This is a genomic window from Micromonospora sp. HM134 (assembly GCF_007833915.1).
GTDB lineage: Bacteria > Actinomycetota > Actinomycetes > Mycobacteriales > Micromonosporaceae > Micromonospora > Micromonospora wenchangensis.
On sequence record NZ_CP041061.1, the window covers coordinates 4,559,407 to 4,572,608 of the forward strand.

The 13,202-nt window shown below is 73.4% G+C and carries 16 protein-coding genes; 11 read left to right on the top strand and 5 right to left on the bottom strand.

Translation table 11 applies throughout. From position 1 onward, the window contains the following. Positions 1 to 125 precede the first annotated feature (125 nt). From FJK98_RS19540 to FJK98_RS19560, 6 genes are all read left to right on the top strand, one after another. Positions 126 to 1,097, top strand: a complete 972-nt coding sequence (locus tag FJK98_RS19540; RefSeq protein ID WP_145920308.1) for an aldo/keto reductase — start codon at positions 126 to 128, stop codon at positions 1,095 to 1,097. Between the two features lie 355 nt (positions 1,098 to 1,452). Further along, positions 1,453 to 1,575: a hypothetical protein gene (locus tag FJK98_RS34560; RefSeq protein WP_255470009.1), complete on the top strand. Its 123-nt coding sequence runs from the start codon at positions 1,453 to 1,455 to the stop codon at positions 1,573 to 1,575. 70 nt (positions 1,576 to 1,645) lie between these two features. Next, complete coding sequence (locus FJK98_RS19545; protein ID WP_145920309.1) at positions 1,646 to 2,749, top strand: ThiF family adenylyltransferase; 1,104 nt, start codon at positions 1,646 to 1,648, stop codon at positions 2,747 to 2,749. Further along, positions 2,746 to 3,960: a hypothetical protein gene (locus FJK98_RS19550; protein ID WP_145920310.1), complete on the top strand. Its 1,215-nt coding sequence runs from the start codon at positions 2,746 to 2,748 to the stop codon at positions 3,958 to 3,960. The genes FJK98_RS19545 and FJK98_RS19550 overlap by 4 nt, the downstream gene beginning before the upstream one ends. After that, the gene (locus tag FJK98_RS19555; protein WP_145920311.1) at positions 3,957 to 4,526 is read left to right on the top strand and encodes a DUF3105 domain-containing protein; all 570 of its coding nucleotides are present in this window, start codon (positions 3,957 to 3,959) and stop codon (positions 4,524 to 4,526) included. The genes FJK98_RS19550 and FJK98_RS19555 overlap by 4 nt, the downstream gene beginning before the upstream one ends. Positions 4,527 to 4,600: 74 nt before the next feature. After that, entirely contained in the window at positions 4,601 to 4,792 is a 192-nt protein-coding gene (locus FJK98_RS19560) for a DUF5703 family protein (RefSeq protein WP_088646215.1), read from the top strand. Between the two features lie 85 nt (positions 4,793 to 4,877). On the opposite strand, the gene FJK98_RS19565 is transcribed toward FJK98_RS19560, so the two are convergent. Together FJK98_RS19565 and FJK98_RS19570 are read right to left on the bottom strand one after the other, a co-directional pair. Then, entirely contained in the window at positions 4,878 to 5,540 is a 663-nt protein-coding gene (locus FJK98_RS19565; protein WP_145920312.1) for a hypothetical protein, read from the bottom strand. A 47-nt stretch (positions 5,541 to 5,587) separates the two neighbouring features. Next, positions 5,588 to 6,916, bottom strand: a complete 1,329-nt coding sequence (locus FJK98_RS19570) for a M20/M25/M40 family metallo-hydrolase (RefSeq protein WP_145920313.1) — start codon at positions 6,914 to 6,916, stop codon at positions 5,588 to 5,590. Between the two features lie 209 nt (positions 6,917 to 7,125). Here FJK98_RS19570 and FJK98_RS19575 point away from each other — a divergent pair, with 209 nt between their 5' ends. The 3 genes from FJK98_RS19575 (at position 7,126) to FJK98_RS19585 (ending at position 9,086) form a co-directional block, all read left to right on the top strand. Beyond that, on the top strand, positions 7,126 to 7,746 hold the full coding sequence (locus FJK98_RS19575) for a hemerythrin domain-containing protein (RefSeq protein ID WP_145920314.1): 621 nt from the start codon (positions 7,126 to 7,128) through the stop codon (positions 7,744 to 7,746). An 85-nt stretch (positions 7,747 to 7,831) separates the two neighbouring features. Further along, positions 7,832 to 8,830, top strand: a complete 999-nt coding sequence (locus FJK98_RS19580; RefSeq protein WP_145920315.1) for a LysR family transcriptional regulator — start codon at positions 7,832 to 7,834, stop codon at positions 8,828 to 8,830. A gap of 19 nt (positions 8,831 to 8,849) precedes the next feature. Then, positions 8,850 to 9,086 carry a hypothetical protein gene (locus FJK98_RS19585; RefSeq protein WP_145920316.1) on the top strand — a complete coding sequence of 79 codons (237 nt, stop codon included), beginning with the start codon at positions 8,850 to 8,852 and terminating at the stop codon, positions 9,084 to 9,086. 58 nt (positions 9,087 to 9,144) lie between these two features. On the opposite strand, the gene FJK98_RS19590 is transcribed toward FJK98_RS19585, so the two are convergent. The 3 genes from FJK98_RS19590 to FJK98_RS19595 are packed head-to-tail and all read right to left on the bottom strand — an operon-like array spanning position 9,145 to position 12,225. Further along, the gene (locus tag FJK98_RS19590; RefSeq protein WP_145920317.1) at positions 9,145 to 9,495 is read right to left on the bottom strand and encodes a DUF3140 domain-containing protein; all 351 of its coding nucleotides are present in this window, start codon (positions 9,493 to 9,495) and stop codon (positions 9,145 to 9,147) included. Next, on the bottom strand, positions 9,495 to 9,659 hold the full coding sequence (locus FJK98_RS33275; RefSeq protein ID WP_168222508.1) for a hypothetical protein: 165 nt from the start codon (positions 9,657 to 9,659) through the stop codon (positions 9,495 to 9,497). The genes FJK98_RS19590 and FJK98_RS33275 overlap by 1 nt, the downstream gene beginning before the upstream one ends. 13 nt (positions 9,660 to 9,672) lie before the next feature. Beyond that, positions 9,673 to 12,225, bottom strand: a complete 2,553-nt coding sequence (locus FJK98_RS19595; protein ID WP_145920318.1) for an ATP-dependent Clp protease ATP-binding subunit — start codon at positions 12,223 to 12,225, stop codon at positions 9,673 to 9,675. A gap of 124 nt (positions 12,226 to 12,349) precedes the next feature. On the opposite strand from FJK98_RS19595, the gene FJK98_RS19600 reads away from it, so the two are divergent. Further along, complete coding sequence (locus FJK98_RS19600; protein ID WP_088646223.1) at positions 12,350 to 12,727, top strand: hypothetical protein; 378 nt, start codon at positions 12,350 to 12,352, stop codon at positions 12,725 to 12,727. Between the two features lie 212 nt (positions 12,728 to 12,939). After that, on the top strand, positions 12,940 to 13,200 hold the full coding sequence (locus tag FJK98_RS19605) for a hypothetical protein (protein WP_088646224.1): 261 nt from the start codon (positions 12,940 to 12,942) through the stop codon (positions 13,198 to 13,200). Positions 13,201 to 13,202: the final 2 nt, after the last annotated feature.

Sequence of the window (13,202 nt, forward strand, 5' to 3'; positions counted from 1 at the left end):
GACCGGCGCATCCGGTGCACAACGTGGCGTCGCGGGCGGCGGTGACGGTCGGATCGGCGACGCGACAGGCAGAGATGCCGGGAGCGAGGATATCGGTTGCGCCGCGTTCGAAATAAGGTTCACCCATGCAACAGCGACCGCTCGGCCGAAGCGGGCTGGCGGTTTCCCGGCTCGCGCTCGGCACCATGACCTGGGGCCGGGACACCGACGCCGACGACGCGGCGGCCCAGCTGAAGAGTTTCCTGGACGCGGGCGGCAACCTGGTCGACACCGCCGACGTGTTCGCCGACGGCGACGCCGAGTCGGTGCTCGGGTCGCTGCTGGGCACCCTGGTCCCCCGCGAGGACGTGCTGATCGCCACGAAGGCGGGGCTGCGGCCGGGCAGCGGCCGGCGGCGGGACGGCTCGCGCGGGCACCTGCTGCGTACGCTGGACGCCTCGCTGCGCCGGCTCGGCACCGACCACGTCGACCTGTGGCAGGTGCACGGCTACGACCCGGACACCCCGCTGGAGGAGACGCTGGCCGCGCTGGACCACGCGGTCGCCTCGGGCCGGGTCCGCTACGTCGGGGTGTCGAACTTCTCCGGCTGGCAGACCGCCCGTGCCGCCGCCTGGCAGGCGGCCTGGCCGGGGCGGGCGCCGGTGGTCGCCACCCAGATGGAGTACTCGCTGCTGGAGCGGGGGGTGGAGCGGGAGGTGCTGCCGGCCTGCGCCGCGTTGGGCCTGGGCGTGCTGCCCTGGTCGCCGCTGGGGCGGGGAGTGCTGACCGGCAAGTACCGCAACGGCCGCCCGGCGGACTCGCGGGCGGCCTCGGCCCACTTCGAGGCGTTCGTCGCCACCTACCTGGAGCCGCGCTGCTCCAGCATCGTCGAGGCGGTGAGCATCGCCGCCGGTGGGCTGGGCGTGTCGCCGCTGGAGGTGGCGCTGGCCTGGATCAGGGACCGGCCGGGGGTGACCGCGCCGGTCCTGGGTGCCCGCACGGTGGGGCAGCTGCTCGGCGCGTTGCAGGTGGAACGGATGACCCTGCCGGAGGAGATCACCACGGCGCTGGACGACGTGTCCGCCGTGCCGGTCGGCTACCCGGAGCGCGAGGGCTGACCCCTGCGCCGGCGCACAAGGTGGCGGACCGGACCAAAAGCACACCGGTACGTGTCAATTCCACCGAGCACGTGCCAACTCCACCGATCGTCCTTTACCAACTGCCACTCTCCCATATTTCATTAAGGCCGCTTGCGATGTTCCGTCCGAATAGGCGGCTTCGGGACCCCCTGGCGCTGTTGGCCCGGGTTTCGGCGTCCACTTTTCGGTGGGCCTGTCCGGAAAGCGATTCGGCCCGGCGGAAACTGCCCGATCCGGCTGCCGTAAACATTGTGGCGAACCAATGACGGTGCTCTAATGATTGCGGCGTGAGCGACCCCCGCCGCGTCGTTTCTCCCATTTCGTTGGAGGACCCGTGGACCGTAAGACCGACGTCAAGCGCAAGCCCGCCAAGGTCGTCGTGCGCAAGCTCGAGCGGCTCGAGACCACCGTCGCCATCATCAGCGAGCCGGGCTGCCGCAACGACGTCTGCGGCTGACCCACCCCGTTTCGGCCGGGGCGCGGCACGCCGCGCCCCGGCCGGCCACCCTCCAGGAGGTCTTCGCCCGATGCAGCGGCCCCGGATCAAGGGCATCCACAAGCCGGTACGGCTCCACCCGACCCTGATCAACATCGGTGGTCGGCAGCTGGGGGTCGGCGCGGAGATCGACGACGAGGACGGCAGCCTCTGGGAGCTGCTCGGCCTGATGGACGGCACCCGTACCCGGGCGGAGATCGTCGCCGCGCTGCTCGCCGCGCGCCCGGAGATGGCCGCCGAGGACGCCACCGACGCGATGCAGACGATCATCGACGCCGGGTACGTCGAGGACGCCGCCGCCCCGCCCCCGCCCGAGCTGAGCCCCGCCGAGGTCGACCGGTACGACCGGGCGTTCACCTACCACGCGTGGGTGGACCTGACCCCGCGCACCTCCCGCTACGAGGTGCAGGCCCGGCTCAAGGCGGGCCGGGTGGTGGTGCTGGGGCTCGGCGGCTCCGGTTCGGCGGTGGCCGCCTCCCTGGTGGCCGCCGGGGTCGGCGCGGTGCACTGCGTCGACTTCGACGTGGTCGAGGCGGGCAACCTGACCCGGCAACTGCTCTACACCGAGGACGACATCGGCGCCGCCAAGGTGGACACCGCGGTGGCCCGGCTGCGCCGGATGAACTCCCACGTCACGGTGACCGGCGAGGAGGCCCGGGTCGACTCGACGGCGGACGTGGCGGCGTTGATGCGCGACCGCGACCTGCTGGTGCTCTGCGCCGACCAGCCCCGGCACGCCATCCGGGAGTGGACCAACCGGGCCGCCCTGGCCACCGGCACGCCCTGGATGCTCGCCCAGTACGCCGGCCCGATGGCGGTGATCGGCCTCTTCGTGCCCGGTCAGACCTGCTGCGAGGCGTGCCTGCCGAGCGTCACCGACCGGCTGCGCGAGGAGCACGGCACCGAGCCGGAGGAGTTGTTCCCGTTCACCGGGCACGCGGTGATCGCCCCCACCGCCAACCTCACCGGGCACCTGGCCGCCCTCGACGTCGTCTACCACCTCGCCGGCATCCCGACGACCACCCGGGGCCGGATGTTCCACCTGAGCCTGACCGACCTGACCTACCACTACGTGGTCAATCCCCGGCCCGGCACGAAGTGCGACACCTGCGGCTGGTTCCAGGAGGAACGGTGACCGTGCTCGGGTTGGACAGCCGCCCTCCGGTGGCCCACCTGGTGGTCCGCCAGGAGGAGGACGACGAGTACGTCGTCGGCGACCTGGCCAGCGGGAACTTCGTGGTGGTGCCCGAGGTGGGGGCACGGCTGGTCGCGCTGTTCGCGGCCGGCCGGACCGTCGCCGAGGCCGCCGACGAGGTGGAACGCGAGACCGGTGAACCGGTCGACGCGCTGGACTTCGTGGAGGTGCTCGTCGAGGCGGGCGTCATCCGGCCGCCGTCCGACGACGGGCCGCCGCCGACGCAGGCCCGCCCCTGGTCGGTGTCCCGCATCCCGGCCCGGCTGGTCCGGCCGCTGTTCGGCCGGGTCGCCTGGACGGTCTACGTCGGCGCGCTGGTCGCCACGCTGGCGATGTTCGTCGCCGAACCGTCCCTGCTGCCGACCTACGAGGACACCTTCATCTTCCCGGACGTGGTGCTCAGCCTGCTGATCACCAACGTCACGGTGGCCCTGCTCACGGTGGTGCACGAGGCGTGGCACGCGTTCGCCGGGGCGGCCGTCGGCGTCCGGTCGCAACTGCGGTTGGAACGCCGGGGGATCTTCCCGGTGCTGGAGACCGACCTGACCGGGCTGTGGGCGCTGCCGCCGGAACGCCGCTACGGCCCCTTCCTGGCCGGCATGGCCATCGACGGCATCCTGCTGTTCGCCGCCGTCGCGCCGCGTTTCGCCTGGTCGCGGGGCTGGCTGGAGCTGCCGCCGGGAATGGTGCGGTTCCTGGCCATGGTGGTGTTCAGCCAGGCCGTCAAGCTGGCCTTCCAGACGCTTGCCTACCTGCGCACCGACATGTACCTGGTGATGGCCACGGCGACCGGCTGCCGCAACCTGCACGAGGTGACCCGGCTCAGCCTCAAGAAATGGATTCGCCGGCTGACCCCGGCTGAACGCACCGTGCTGCGCGACGCGCACGCCCGGGATCTGCGGGTGTCCCGCTGGTACCGATTGTTGTATGTCGCCGGAGTCATCTGGATGGTCTGGTTCGCCATCCATTTTCTGCTACCGGGGGCGAAAGTGACACTCGGGTGGGCCGCCGGGGTGCTGATCGGAGCGCCGTTCGGCAGCGCCTACTGGTGGGAGGGAATTGCATTGGCCGCATTTGCCTCGCTGAACGTGCTGCTTCCGCTCGGGGTGGTCGTCCGTAATCGTTACCGCGCCGGAAAGTTGGCCACGTGAACCGCAGATGGCTCGGCCCGGTGGTCAGTGTCGTGGTCACCGTGCTCAGCGTGGCGACCATGTCCAGCCTCGGGGTGGGGGTGCTGGTCGGGCTGGTCGACGGGGACACCGCGCTGCCCTGCGACCGGCTGCCCGGCACGGCGCAGCCGTTCGAGGGCAACCGGCACATCGCGTACGAGGGGGCGCCCCACGAGCCGTACCGGACGTTGCCGCCCACGTCGGGTCCGCACTCGCCCCGGGTCGTCGTGCCCGGCGTCTACCGCGACGCGGTGCCGGAGGAACTCCAGGTGCACGCCCTGGAACACGGGCACGTGCTGGTGCAGTACGCCCCGGACGTCCCGCCCGGCGACGTCGAGAAGCTGGAGCGGCTCGGCCGCCGCCATCCCCGGGACGTGGTGGTGGCCCCCTACCCGGCGCTGGGCCACGGCATCGGGTTGACCGCCTGGCAGCGGCTGGAGCGGCTGGACGCCCTCGACGAACGGGCGGTCGAGGAGTTCATCGAACGGCTCGCCGGCCGCTACGACCACTCCTGGCAGCACGGGGCGACCGACTGTGCGGCGGTCTGACCGGCGACACCGGGTGGCGCGACGCACCGGTCAAAGGGTGGCGCGGGGCCGCCGGGCTGGGCAGCATAGGTGCCATGGACTACGAATACGCGCCGCTGCGGTTGCCGCCGAATGTCGACCGGTTGACCGCCGCGGCGCAGCTGGCGATCCAGGCGGAGTTCTCCGGGTGGGAGCTGGCCCGGGTGCAGTTGTTCCGGGACGGCACCCGCAAGGTGGTGCTGCGCCGCCGTCGGGTCAACCAACCCCAACCGGGCCTGTCCTACTGACCCCGGCGGGCCGGCGGCACCGGGGCCGCCGGCCGGCCCGCGCCGGGCGACCCCGGTGCCGCCGCCGGGCGACCCCGGCCGCCGCCTAGTGCTGGTGCCCGGCGTGGTCGTGGTCGTCCTCGTCGAGGAACGGGTGCTCGTCGAGCCGGCCCACCAGCCGGTCGTCGGCGGCCGGCGTGAACGGGCCCACCGGGTCGTCGTCGTCGAACGACTCCAGGTCGACCGGGGTGCCGACCTCGCTGACCATCACCACGCCGTCCAGCGGCTCCAGCTCCGGCACGTCCAGGGCGCTGAGCGAACCGTCGCCGCTCTGCAACAGCTCCAGCACCGCCTCGCCGACCCCCTCGACCGGCGCCGGCTCGTCGTCCTCGGGGGTGCCCTCGCGGCGGGCCACCTCGGCGACCCGCAGCAGCGCCGAGACACTGGGCACCCGGTAGTCGCGGCGCTGGCGCACCGAGATGACCTGCGGGTGCGGGTCGGTGGCCTCGGCGTCCCCGGCCGCCCCGCCGAACCGCTCGTCGGCCTCGTCCGGGTCGATCGACTCGACGTCCCAGGGCGTGACCTCGCCGAACGCGTCGAGCAGCTGCTCGTCGTAGGCGAAGGAGGCGTTGTTCAACGCCACGTACGCCTGCCAGACGTCGTCGTCGTCGATCCGACCCTGCGCGGCCCGCACGGCCGTCAGGTGGGCGCGGGCCGCGTCGATCACGCGTTCCAGGGCGGCGTCCAGCTCACCGTGCTGGTCGGTCATGAGGCTGTCCCTTCGAGACATGGGGGGAGGTGCGGCACCGGGTCCGGTCAGCAGTTGCGGAGGAACCGGTCGAGCACCCGCACGCCGAACTGTAGTCCGTCCACCGGTACCCGCTCGTCGATGCCGTGGAACAACGCCGAGAAGTTGAGGTCGGCCGGCAGCCGCAGCGGGGCGAAACCGAAGCACCGCATGCCGAGCTGCGCGAACGCCTTGGCGTCGGTGCCGCCGGAGAGCATGTACGGCACCGGCCGGGCCCCCGGGTCCTCGGCCCGCAACGCCGCCGACATCGCGTCGACCAGATCGCCGTCGAAGGTCGTCTCCAGGGCGGGCTGACGCTGGATGTACTCGATCTCGATGTCCGGGCCGACCAGCTCGCGCAGCTGCCGTTCCAGCAGCTCCGACTGGCCGGGCAGGCTGCGGCAGTCGATGGTGGCGGTGGCCCGGCCGGGGATGACGTTGTCCTTGTAGCCGGCGGCCAGCCGGGTCGGGTTGGCGGTGCTGCGGACGGTCGCGCCGATGATGTTGGCGATCGGGCCGAGCTTGGCGATGGCGGTCTCCGGGGCGTCCGGGTCCAGCTCGACGCCGAGCACGTCGGACAGCTCGGTCAGGAACGCCCGGACGGTCGGGGTGACGGTGAGCGGGAACCGGTGCCGCCCGATCCGGGCCACCGCCTCGGCCAGCGCGGTGACCGCGTTGTCGTCGTGGACGAACGAGCCGTGCCCGGGGCGGCCCTTGGCGTGCAGCCGCATCCAGTCCAGCCCCTTCTCGGCCGTCTCGATCAGGTAGAGCCGCTGGGCGTCGCTGATCGAGTAGGAGAAGCCGCCGACCTCGCCGACCGCCTCGGTGCAGCCATCGAAGAGGTCCCGGTGCTGCTGGACGAGGAAGTGCGCGCCGTAGTCGCTGCCCGCCTCCTCGTCGGCGGTGTAGGCCAGCACGATGTCGCGGGGCGGGCGGACGCCGGTGCGCTGCCAGTGCCGTACCACCGCCAGCACCATCGCGTCGAAGTCCTTCATGTCGATCGCGCCCCGGCCCCACAGGTAGCCGTCGCGGACCTCCCCGGAGAACGGGTGCACCGACCACTCGTCGGCGTCGGCCGGCACCACGTCCAGGTGGCCGTGCACGAGCAGGGCGTCGCGGCCGGGGTCCGTGCCGGGGATGCGGGCGATCAGGTTGGCCCGGCCCGGCGCGGACTCGTGGATCTCGGCGGCCACGCCGACCTCGGCGAGCTTCTCCGCCACGTACTCGGCGGCCCGGCGCTCGCCCGCGCTGGTGTCGTTGTCGCCGGTGTTGGTGGTGTCGATGCGCAGCAGGTCACGGCAGAGGTCGACGACCTCGACGGTGGGGTCGGGCACGGCGGAGGCGGCATCGCTCGTCATCGCCTCTTTCTACCAGTCGCCGGTCCGGCCGCGAACGGCCCGGCCACCCGGGGACCACCCGCCGCCGGGGGTGCCGGCCGGCGGGGCCGGTAGCGGCGTGGGCGCCGCCCCGGTTTGCCGATCACCGGGTGCGGGTACCGGCGCTGGCGTCCCCGTTCCGCCCGCCGCACCGGCCGGCGACCCGCGCCGGCCCCGCCGAGGAGGACGTCATGTCCGCCGTTCCCCTGCCACCGCTGCCGCCGTCCGCCGACGACGCCTACCGCCCCGGTGGGCGGAGCATGGCCGACCTCGCCGACACCGAGCACCGGCAGCTGCTCGCCCTGGTCGACGAGGTCACCGACGCCACGGTGTCCCCCGCCCGGCGGCGGGAGGTGCTCCAGGTGCTCACCGCCATGGTGTCGCGGCACCTGTCGGCCGAGGAGCAGTACCTGCTGCCCACGGTCCGCGCGGCGCTGCCCGACGCCACCGCCCGGGTGGAGCGGGAGATCGCGGCGGACGCGGCGCTGCTGACCGCGCTGAAGGCCCTCGCCGGGCCGGACGACCCGACGCTGTCCGACGTCGCCGCCCGGGTCCGACGGCACGTCGCCGCCGTGGCCGAGCTGGTCACCCCGCTGCGCGAGGTGGCCTCCGACGCGGAGCTGATCCGGCTGGGCAACCGGTGGGAGATCGCCGAGGAGGCGGCACCGACCCGGCCGCATCCGGGCACCCCGGCCACCCCGCCGTGGAACCGGATCGTCGAACCGGCCGTCGGGGTGGTGGACAAGCTGCGCGACGCGGTGACCGGCCGGCGCACCCAACTGGCCGACCTGAACCGCCGTCCGCGAGAGTGATCGACCGGCCCCGATCCGTCAGGTTCACCGGCCCGGTTCGGTCCGGGGCCTTCCGTCTATCGACGTGTGGCCATACCGTCACCATATGAATCTGGAGCTGCGTCACCTCCGGGTGGTCTGCGCTATCGCCGAGACGGGCAGCGTGACGAAGGCCGCGTCCACCCTCGGCCTGGCCCAGCCGGCCCTGACCGCCCAGCTTCAGCGCATCGAGCGGGCGCTGGGCGGTCCGCTGTTCGAACGCGACCGGCGGGGCGCCCGGCCGACCGCCCTGGGCGAGCTGGTGCTGTCCCGGGCCCGGGTGCTGCTGCCGGCGATGAAGGGCCTGCAGGACGAGGCGGCCCGGCTGGCGGGGGCCGACGACGCCCTCGGCCGGTACCGGTTCGGCGGGGTGAACAGCCCGATCCTGGGCCGGCTGGTGCACCGGCTCGCCGCCGAGCAGCCGCACGCGCAGATCACCACGTACGCGTCCTGGTCGGCCGACGAGTTGGCCGCCCTGGTCGCCGGTGGCCGGCTCGACTTCGCGCTGACCGGCGTCTGCGGCGACGCCACCCCACCGGCGGAGTTCGGGCTGGCCTGGCGGGAGGTGGCGGTCGATCCGGTGCTGGTGCTGCTGCCGTCCGCCCACCCGTTGGCCGACCGCGACGAGGTCGGCCTGGCCGACCTGCGCCACGAGCAGTGGGTGGCCGCGCCGGGCGACGGCTGCTTCGGCGACTGCTTCGCCGCCGCCTGCGCCCGCGCCGGCTTCACCCCCCGCAAGGTGTACGAGACCGACGTGCGCGGCTGCATGGACCTGGTCGACGCCGGGGAGGCGGTGGCGTTGTGCCAGGCCACCTTCCGCCCGGTCGCCGGCCTGGTGACCCGGCGGCTGGCCGGCACCCCGCTGCGCTGGCGGCTGCTGCTCGGCTGGCACCCGGAGTCCCCGGCGGCCCGGGTCGCCGAGGCGGTGCTGGACGACGCGGTCGCCGCGTACACCGACTCGCTGGCCGCGCACCCGGACTACCTGGCCTGGCTGCTGCGGCATCCCGAGTTCGGGGCCCGGGACACCGGCACGGTCCGCCCGGCCTCGCGGGTGCGAACGGCGTGACGGCGGGTATCAGCCCTGCATGACCGATCTCTATCCGGCCGCCGACCAGCGGGAGCTGCTGCGTCGGGCGGCCAGCGCGCACACCGCCGCCACCCGCGACGTCGAGACGTTCCTGCGCCGGCTGCCCGAGGTGCCCGACCCGGCCGACATCACCGAGTACGCGACGCTGCTCACCCGGGAGGAGCAGACCCGCACCGAGCGGCAGGACGCCGCCGACGCCGCCGGCCTGCGACTGCCCAGCCTGGAATCCGAGTAGCCCGCCCGACGGACGCGGCACCCGGGACGGCGTCCCGGGTGCCCGCGCACGGGTCGGGTCAGCGTTCGACGAGGACGTCGTGGCCCAGATCGAGCAGGGCGTGCCGCCACTCGTCGTCGGCGTTGCCGTCGCCGGGTCTCTCGTCCACCAGCGACCGGATGCGGTCGATCGCCGTCCGCATCACCGCGACGTCGGCCGGGGTGAGGTCGACCTTGCGCTTGCGCAGCACCGCCAGGATCTGCCGGCCGGGCTCGGGCAGGTCGAGGTCCGGGTCGGGGCCGAACGCCTCCTCGCCCGACCCCCGGGTCAGCAGCCACTGCCGCAGCTGCTCGGAGGGGACGTTCACCTCGGCGTGGAAGTCCTCCCAGATCAGCTCGACCTCGGGGTCGAGTCGCTGTTCGCGTGCCATCACGCCTCCTCTTCCGGTGGCCCGGGTGGTGCCGGGTCCCCGTCGTCGGTCCACTGCCCCGGGCCCTCCGGCGGCACCTGGACCCGGGCCGGGTTCGCCGTCGGGGGCGCGAGGATGGGTGCGGTCCGCTCGGCGTACTCCTGCGGCTGCTCGGGTTCGGTCATCGCGGCCCTCCGGTCATCGCGGATGCGAGGTGCTGGCGGGGGTGTGGTCGCGGTCGCCGGCGGACACGTCGAAGGCGAGCGCGCCGTCACGCGCGTCGACGGTGACCCGCTGGCCCGGCGAGAGCTGGTTCTCCAGCAGCATCCGGGACAGCCGGTTGTCCACCTCCCGCTGGATCACCCGGCGCAGCGGGCGGGCCCCGAACTCCGGCTGGTAGCCGTGCTCGGCCAGCCAGTCGGTGCCGGCCGGGGTGACGTCGACCTGGATGTCCTGGGCGTGCAGCCGGCGTCGGGTCTCCTCCAGCAGCAGCCCGGTGATCTGGCGCAGCTGCTCGGCCTCCAACCGCTGGAAGATGATCGTCTCGTCGATCCGGTTGAGGAACTCCGGGCGGAAGTTCTCCTGGAGCCGGCGCATCAGCCGCTCCCGCAGCTCGTCGGCCTCCTGCTGGTCGCCCTGCGCGCCGACGCCGAACCCGACCGTACGCTGGCTGCCGGTGATCAGCTCCGAGCCCAGGTTGCTCGTCATGATCAGAACCGTGTTCTTGAAGTTGACCGTACGGCCCTGGCTGTCGGTGAGCCGGCCGTCGTCGAGCACCTGCAGCAGGACGTTGAACACGTCCGGGTGGGCCTTCTCGATCTCGTCGAGCAGCACCACCGCGTACGGGCGGCGGCGGACCGCCTCGGTGAGCTGGCCGGCCTCCTCGTAGCCGACGTAGCCGGGCGGCGCGCCGACCAGCCGGGCCACCGTGTGCCGTTCCTGGAACTCGCTCATGTCCACCCGGACCATCCGGTCGGCCTCCCCGAACAGCGCCTCGGCCAGGGCGCGGGCCAGTTCGGTCTTGCCGACGCCGGTCGGGCCGAGGAACAGGAAGCTGCCCATCGGCCGGTTCGGGTCGGCCAGCCCGGTACGGGAGCGGCGGACCGCCTCGGCGATGGCGCTGACCGCGTCGTCCTGGCCGATCACCTTCTGGTGCAGCTGCCCCTCCAGGCGCAGCAGCCGGTCCCGTTCCTCCTCGGTGAGCTGGCTGATCGGGATGCCGGTGGACCGGGAGACCACCTCGGCGATCTCGGTGGTGCCGACCGAGGGGACCTGGGTGTCCCCGCCGTCGCCCCGGGCCCGGCCGATCTGCGCCTCCAGCTCGGCGAGCCGGTCGCGTAGCGCGGACGCCTTCTCGTACTGTTCGTCGGCGACCGCCTGTTCCTTGTCCCGGCGAACGTCCTCCAGTTGCTGTTCCAGTTCCCGCACGTCCGAGGCGGGGGTGCGGGTGCGCAGCCGGACCCGCGCACCGGCCTGGTCGATCAGGTCGATCGCCTTGTCCGGCAGGAACCGGTCGGTGACGTACCGGTCGGACAGTTCGGCGGCGGCGACCAGCGCCTCGTCGGTGAACCGGACCTGGTGGTGGGCCTCGTAGCGGTCCCGCAGGCCGCGCAGGATCGCCACGGTGTCCTCGACGCCGGGCTCGGGCACCAGCACCGGCTGGAACCGGCGGGCCAGGGCGGCGTCCTTCTCGATGCTGCGCCGGTACTCGTCCAGCGTGGTCGCCCCGATCACCCGCAGCTCACCCCGGGCCAGGGCCGGTTTGAGCATGTTGGACGCGTCCATGCCACCCTCGCTGCCGGCGCCGCCCGCGCCGACCAGGGTGTGGATCTCGTCCAGGAAGATGATCAGCTCGTCCCGGTGGGCCCGGATCTCGTCGATCACCTTCTTCAGCCGCTCCTCGAAGTCGCCCCGGTAGCGGGTGCCGGCGACCAGGCCGGCCAGGTCGAGTTGGATGACCCGCTTGCCGAGCAGCGTCTGCGGCACGTCGCCGTCGCAGATCCGCTCGGCCAGGCCCTCCACGATGGCGGTCTTGCCGACGCCGGCCTCGCCGATGAGCACCGGGTTGTTCTTGGTACGCCGGGACAGGATCTCGACCGCCTGCTCGATCTCGTCGGCGCGCCCGATCACCGGGTCGATCTGGTCGTTGCGGGCCAGGTCGGTGAGGTCCTGGCCGTACTGGTCGAGGGTGGGCGTGCCCCGGTCCGGTTTCGGGCCGGCCATCGGCCCGCGTTCGGCCCCGGCCGCCTGCAACGACTCGGGCTGGATGCGGCCGGCGGCGAGCATCCGACCGGCGGGCGACTCGGGGTTGAGCGGCAGCGCCATCAGGATGTGCTCGGGTCCGATGTAGTTCGCCCCCATCGCCCGGGAGAGCTGGTGGGCGTCGAGCAACGCCCGTTTCGCCGCCGGGGTGAGGGAGAGGTTCGGGGGCACCTCGCCGCGCGGGGCGCCGTCGGCGCGGCCACCGAGCGCGTTGACCAGGGTGTCCGGGTCGGCGCCGGCACGGCGTACCAGGTCGCGCAGCGGTTCGCGCTGCAACGCCGCCCAGAGCAGGTGGTCGGTGTCCAGGTCGGTGCTGTGCTTCTGGGCGGCCCGCCGGGCGGCGTCGGCCAGCATCTCCCGGGCGTCGGCGGTCATCAGCCGGGTGATGTCGACCCGATGGGCCGGCCGGCGTCCGCCCTCACCCCGGCCGAAGTACCGGGCCAGGAACTCGTCCCACGGGTCGGAGCCGAAGTCACCGGGTCCCATCATGTCTGTCCCCTCCGCTCCTCGGGCGCGGCCGGGCCGCCGAGGGCGGCACGCAGGCGCGACACGATCGCCGGTGGCTACCCGACGGTCGCCCCGACAAACGCCGACAGGTGGCAGGGTGGGGGGCATGGACACCCATCCGCTGCTGATCGTCGACGGTGCGAACGTGGTCGGTTCCCGGCCGGACGGCTGGTGGCACGACCGGGCCGGTGCGGCGGCCCGGCTGCGCGACCGGCTGGTCCCGGTGGCCGACACCGGCGTACCCCCGGAGCTGCCGGCGCCCGTCGAGGTGGTGCTGGTGGTGGAGGGCGCGGCCCGCGACGTGCCGGGCGTGGCCGGGGTACGCACCGTCGCGGCCCCCGGTTCCGGCGACGACACCATCGTCGACCTGGTCCGGGCGGCGGCGGACCGGCGGCGGCTGGTGGTCACCGCCGACCGGGAGCTGCGCGGCCGGGTGGGCGAGCTGGGCGCCGAGGTGTACGGCCCGCGCTGGTTGCCCTCCTGACCCCCGTCCGGGGCGCGGGCGGGTGGTGCGGCACCCCGCCGGGGCGGTCCCGTCGACGGGATTCGGTGTCCCGCTACCGGGACGGGGTCGGCGGCTTCGCGCACGTCAGGGCGGTAACCGGACAGCGGGACGGCAACACCGCCAGGGCGGATGTTCTCTCCCCGTCGGGTATACGTTGTAATGGAGATCTCCCCGCCCCCAGGAGGTCACCCGTGGCGAGCGTCGCCGAGCTGAAGGCCGCGATCGACATCGCCCTCCAACAGATCGGTGACGGGCAGAGCGCCGTCCAGGCCGCCGGGGAGAAGCTCGCCGAGGCGCAGCAGACCCTCGCCGGGGCGCTGGAGGGCAGCGGGCACGAGACCGTCGAGGCCGCCCAGGCCTCCCTCACCCAGGCCGGCCAGGAGCTGGAGGAATGTCTCGCCGCGACGCTCGTCGCGGTGGAACAGGCGCAGCTCTACGTGTCGTCGCTGTAGCG

What these genes read in the sequence shown, in the direction of transcription:
- FJK98_RS19590 (WP_145920317.1), bottom strand. Translation starts at nt 9,495, where the DNA reads ATGGCACGCGAACAGCGACTCGACCCCGAGGTCGAGCTGATCTGGGAG.
- FJK98_RS19595 (WP_145920318.1), bottom strand. Translation starts at nt 12,225, where the DNA reads ATGATGGGACCCGGTGACTTCGGCTCCGACCCGTGGGACGAGTTCCTG.
- FJK98_RS19585 (WP_145920316.1), top strand. Translation starts at nt 8,850, where the DNA reads ATGACCGATCTCTATCCGGCCGCCGACCAGCGGGAGCTGCTGCGTCGG.
- FJK98_RS19545 (WP_145920309.1), top strand. Translation starts at nt 1,646, where the DNA reads ATGCAGCGGCCCCGGATCAAGGGCATCCACAAGCCGGTACGGCTCCAC.
- FJK98_RS19575 (WP_145920314.1), top strand. Translation starts at nt 7,126, where the DNA reads ATGTCCGCCGTTCCCCTGCCACCGCTGCCGCCGTCCGCCGACGACGCC.
- FJK98_RS19560 (WP_088646215.1), top strand. Translation starts at nt 4,601, where the DNA reads ATGGACTACGAATACGCGCCGCTGCGGTTGCCGCCGAATGTCGACCGG.
- FJK98_RS19540 (WP_145920308.1), top strand. Translation starts at nt 126, where the DNA reads ATGCAACAGCGACCGCTCGGCCGAAGCGGGCTGGCGGTTTCCCGGCTC.
- FJK98_RS19580 (WP_145920315.1), top strand. Translation starts at nt 7,832, where the DNA reads ATGAATCTGGAGCTGCGTCACCTCCGGGTGGTCTGCGCTATCGCCGAG.
- FJK98_RS19600 (WP_088646223.1), top strand. Translation starts at nt 12,350, where the DNA reads ATGGACACCCATCCGCTGCTGATCGTCGACGGTGCGAACGTGGTCGGT.
- FJK98_RS19565 (WP_145920312.1), bottom strand. Translation starts at nt 5,540, where the DNA reads ATGACCGACCAGCACGGTGAGCTGGACGCCGCCCTGGAACGCGTGATC.
- FJK98_RS33275 (WP_168222508.1), bottom strand. Translation starts at nt 9,659, where the DNA reads ATGACCGAACCCGAGCAGCCGCAGGAGTACGCCGAGCGGACCGCACCC.
- FJK98_RS19570 (WP_145920313.1), bottom strand. Translation starts at nt 6,916, where the DNA reads ATGACGAGCGATGCCGCCTCCGCCGTGCCCGACCCCACCGTCGAGGTC.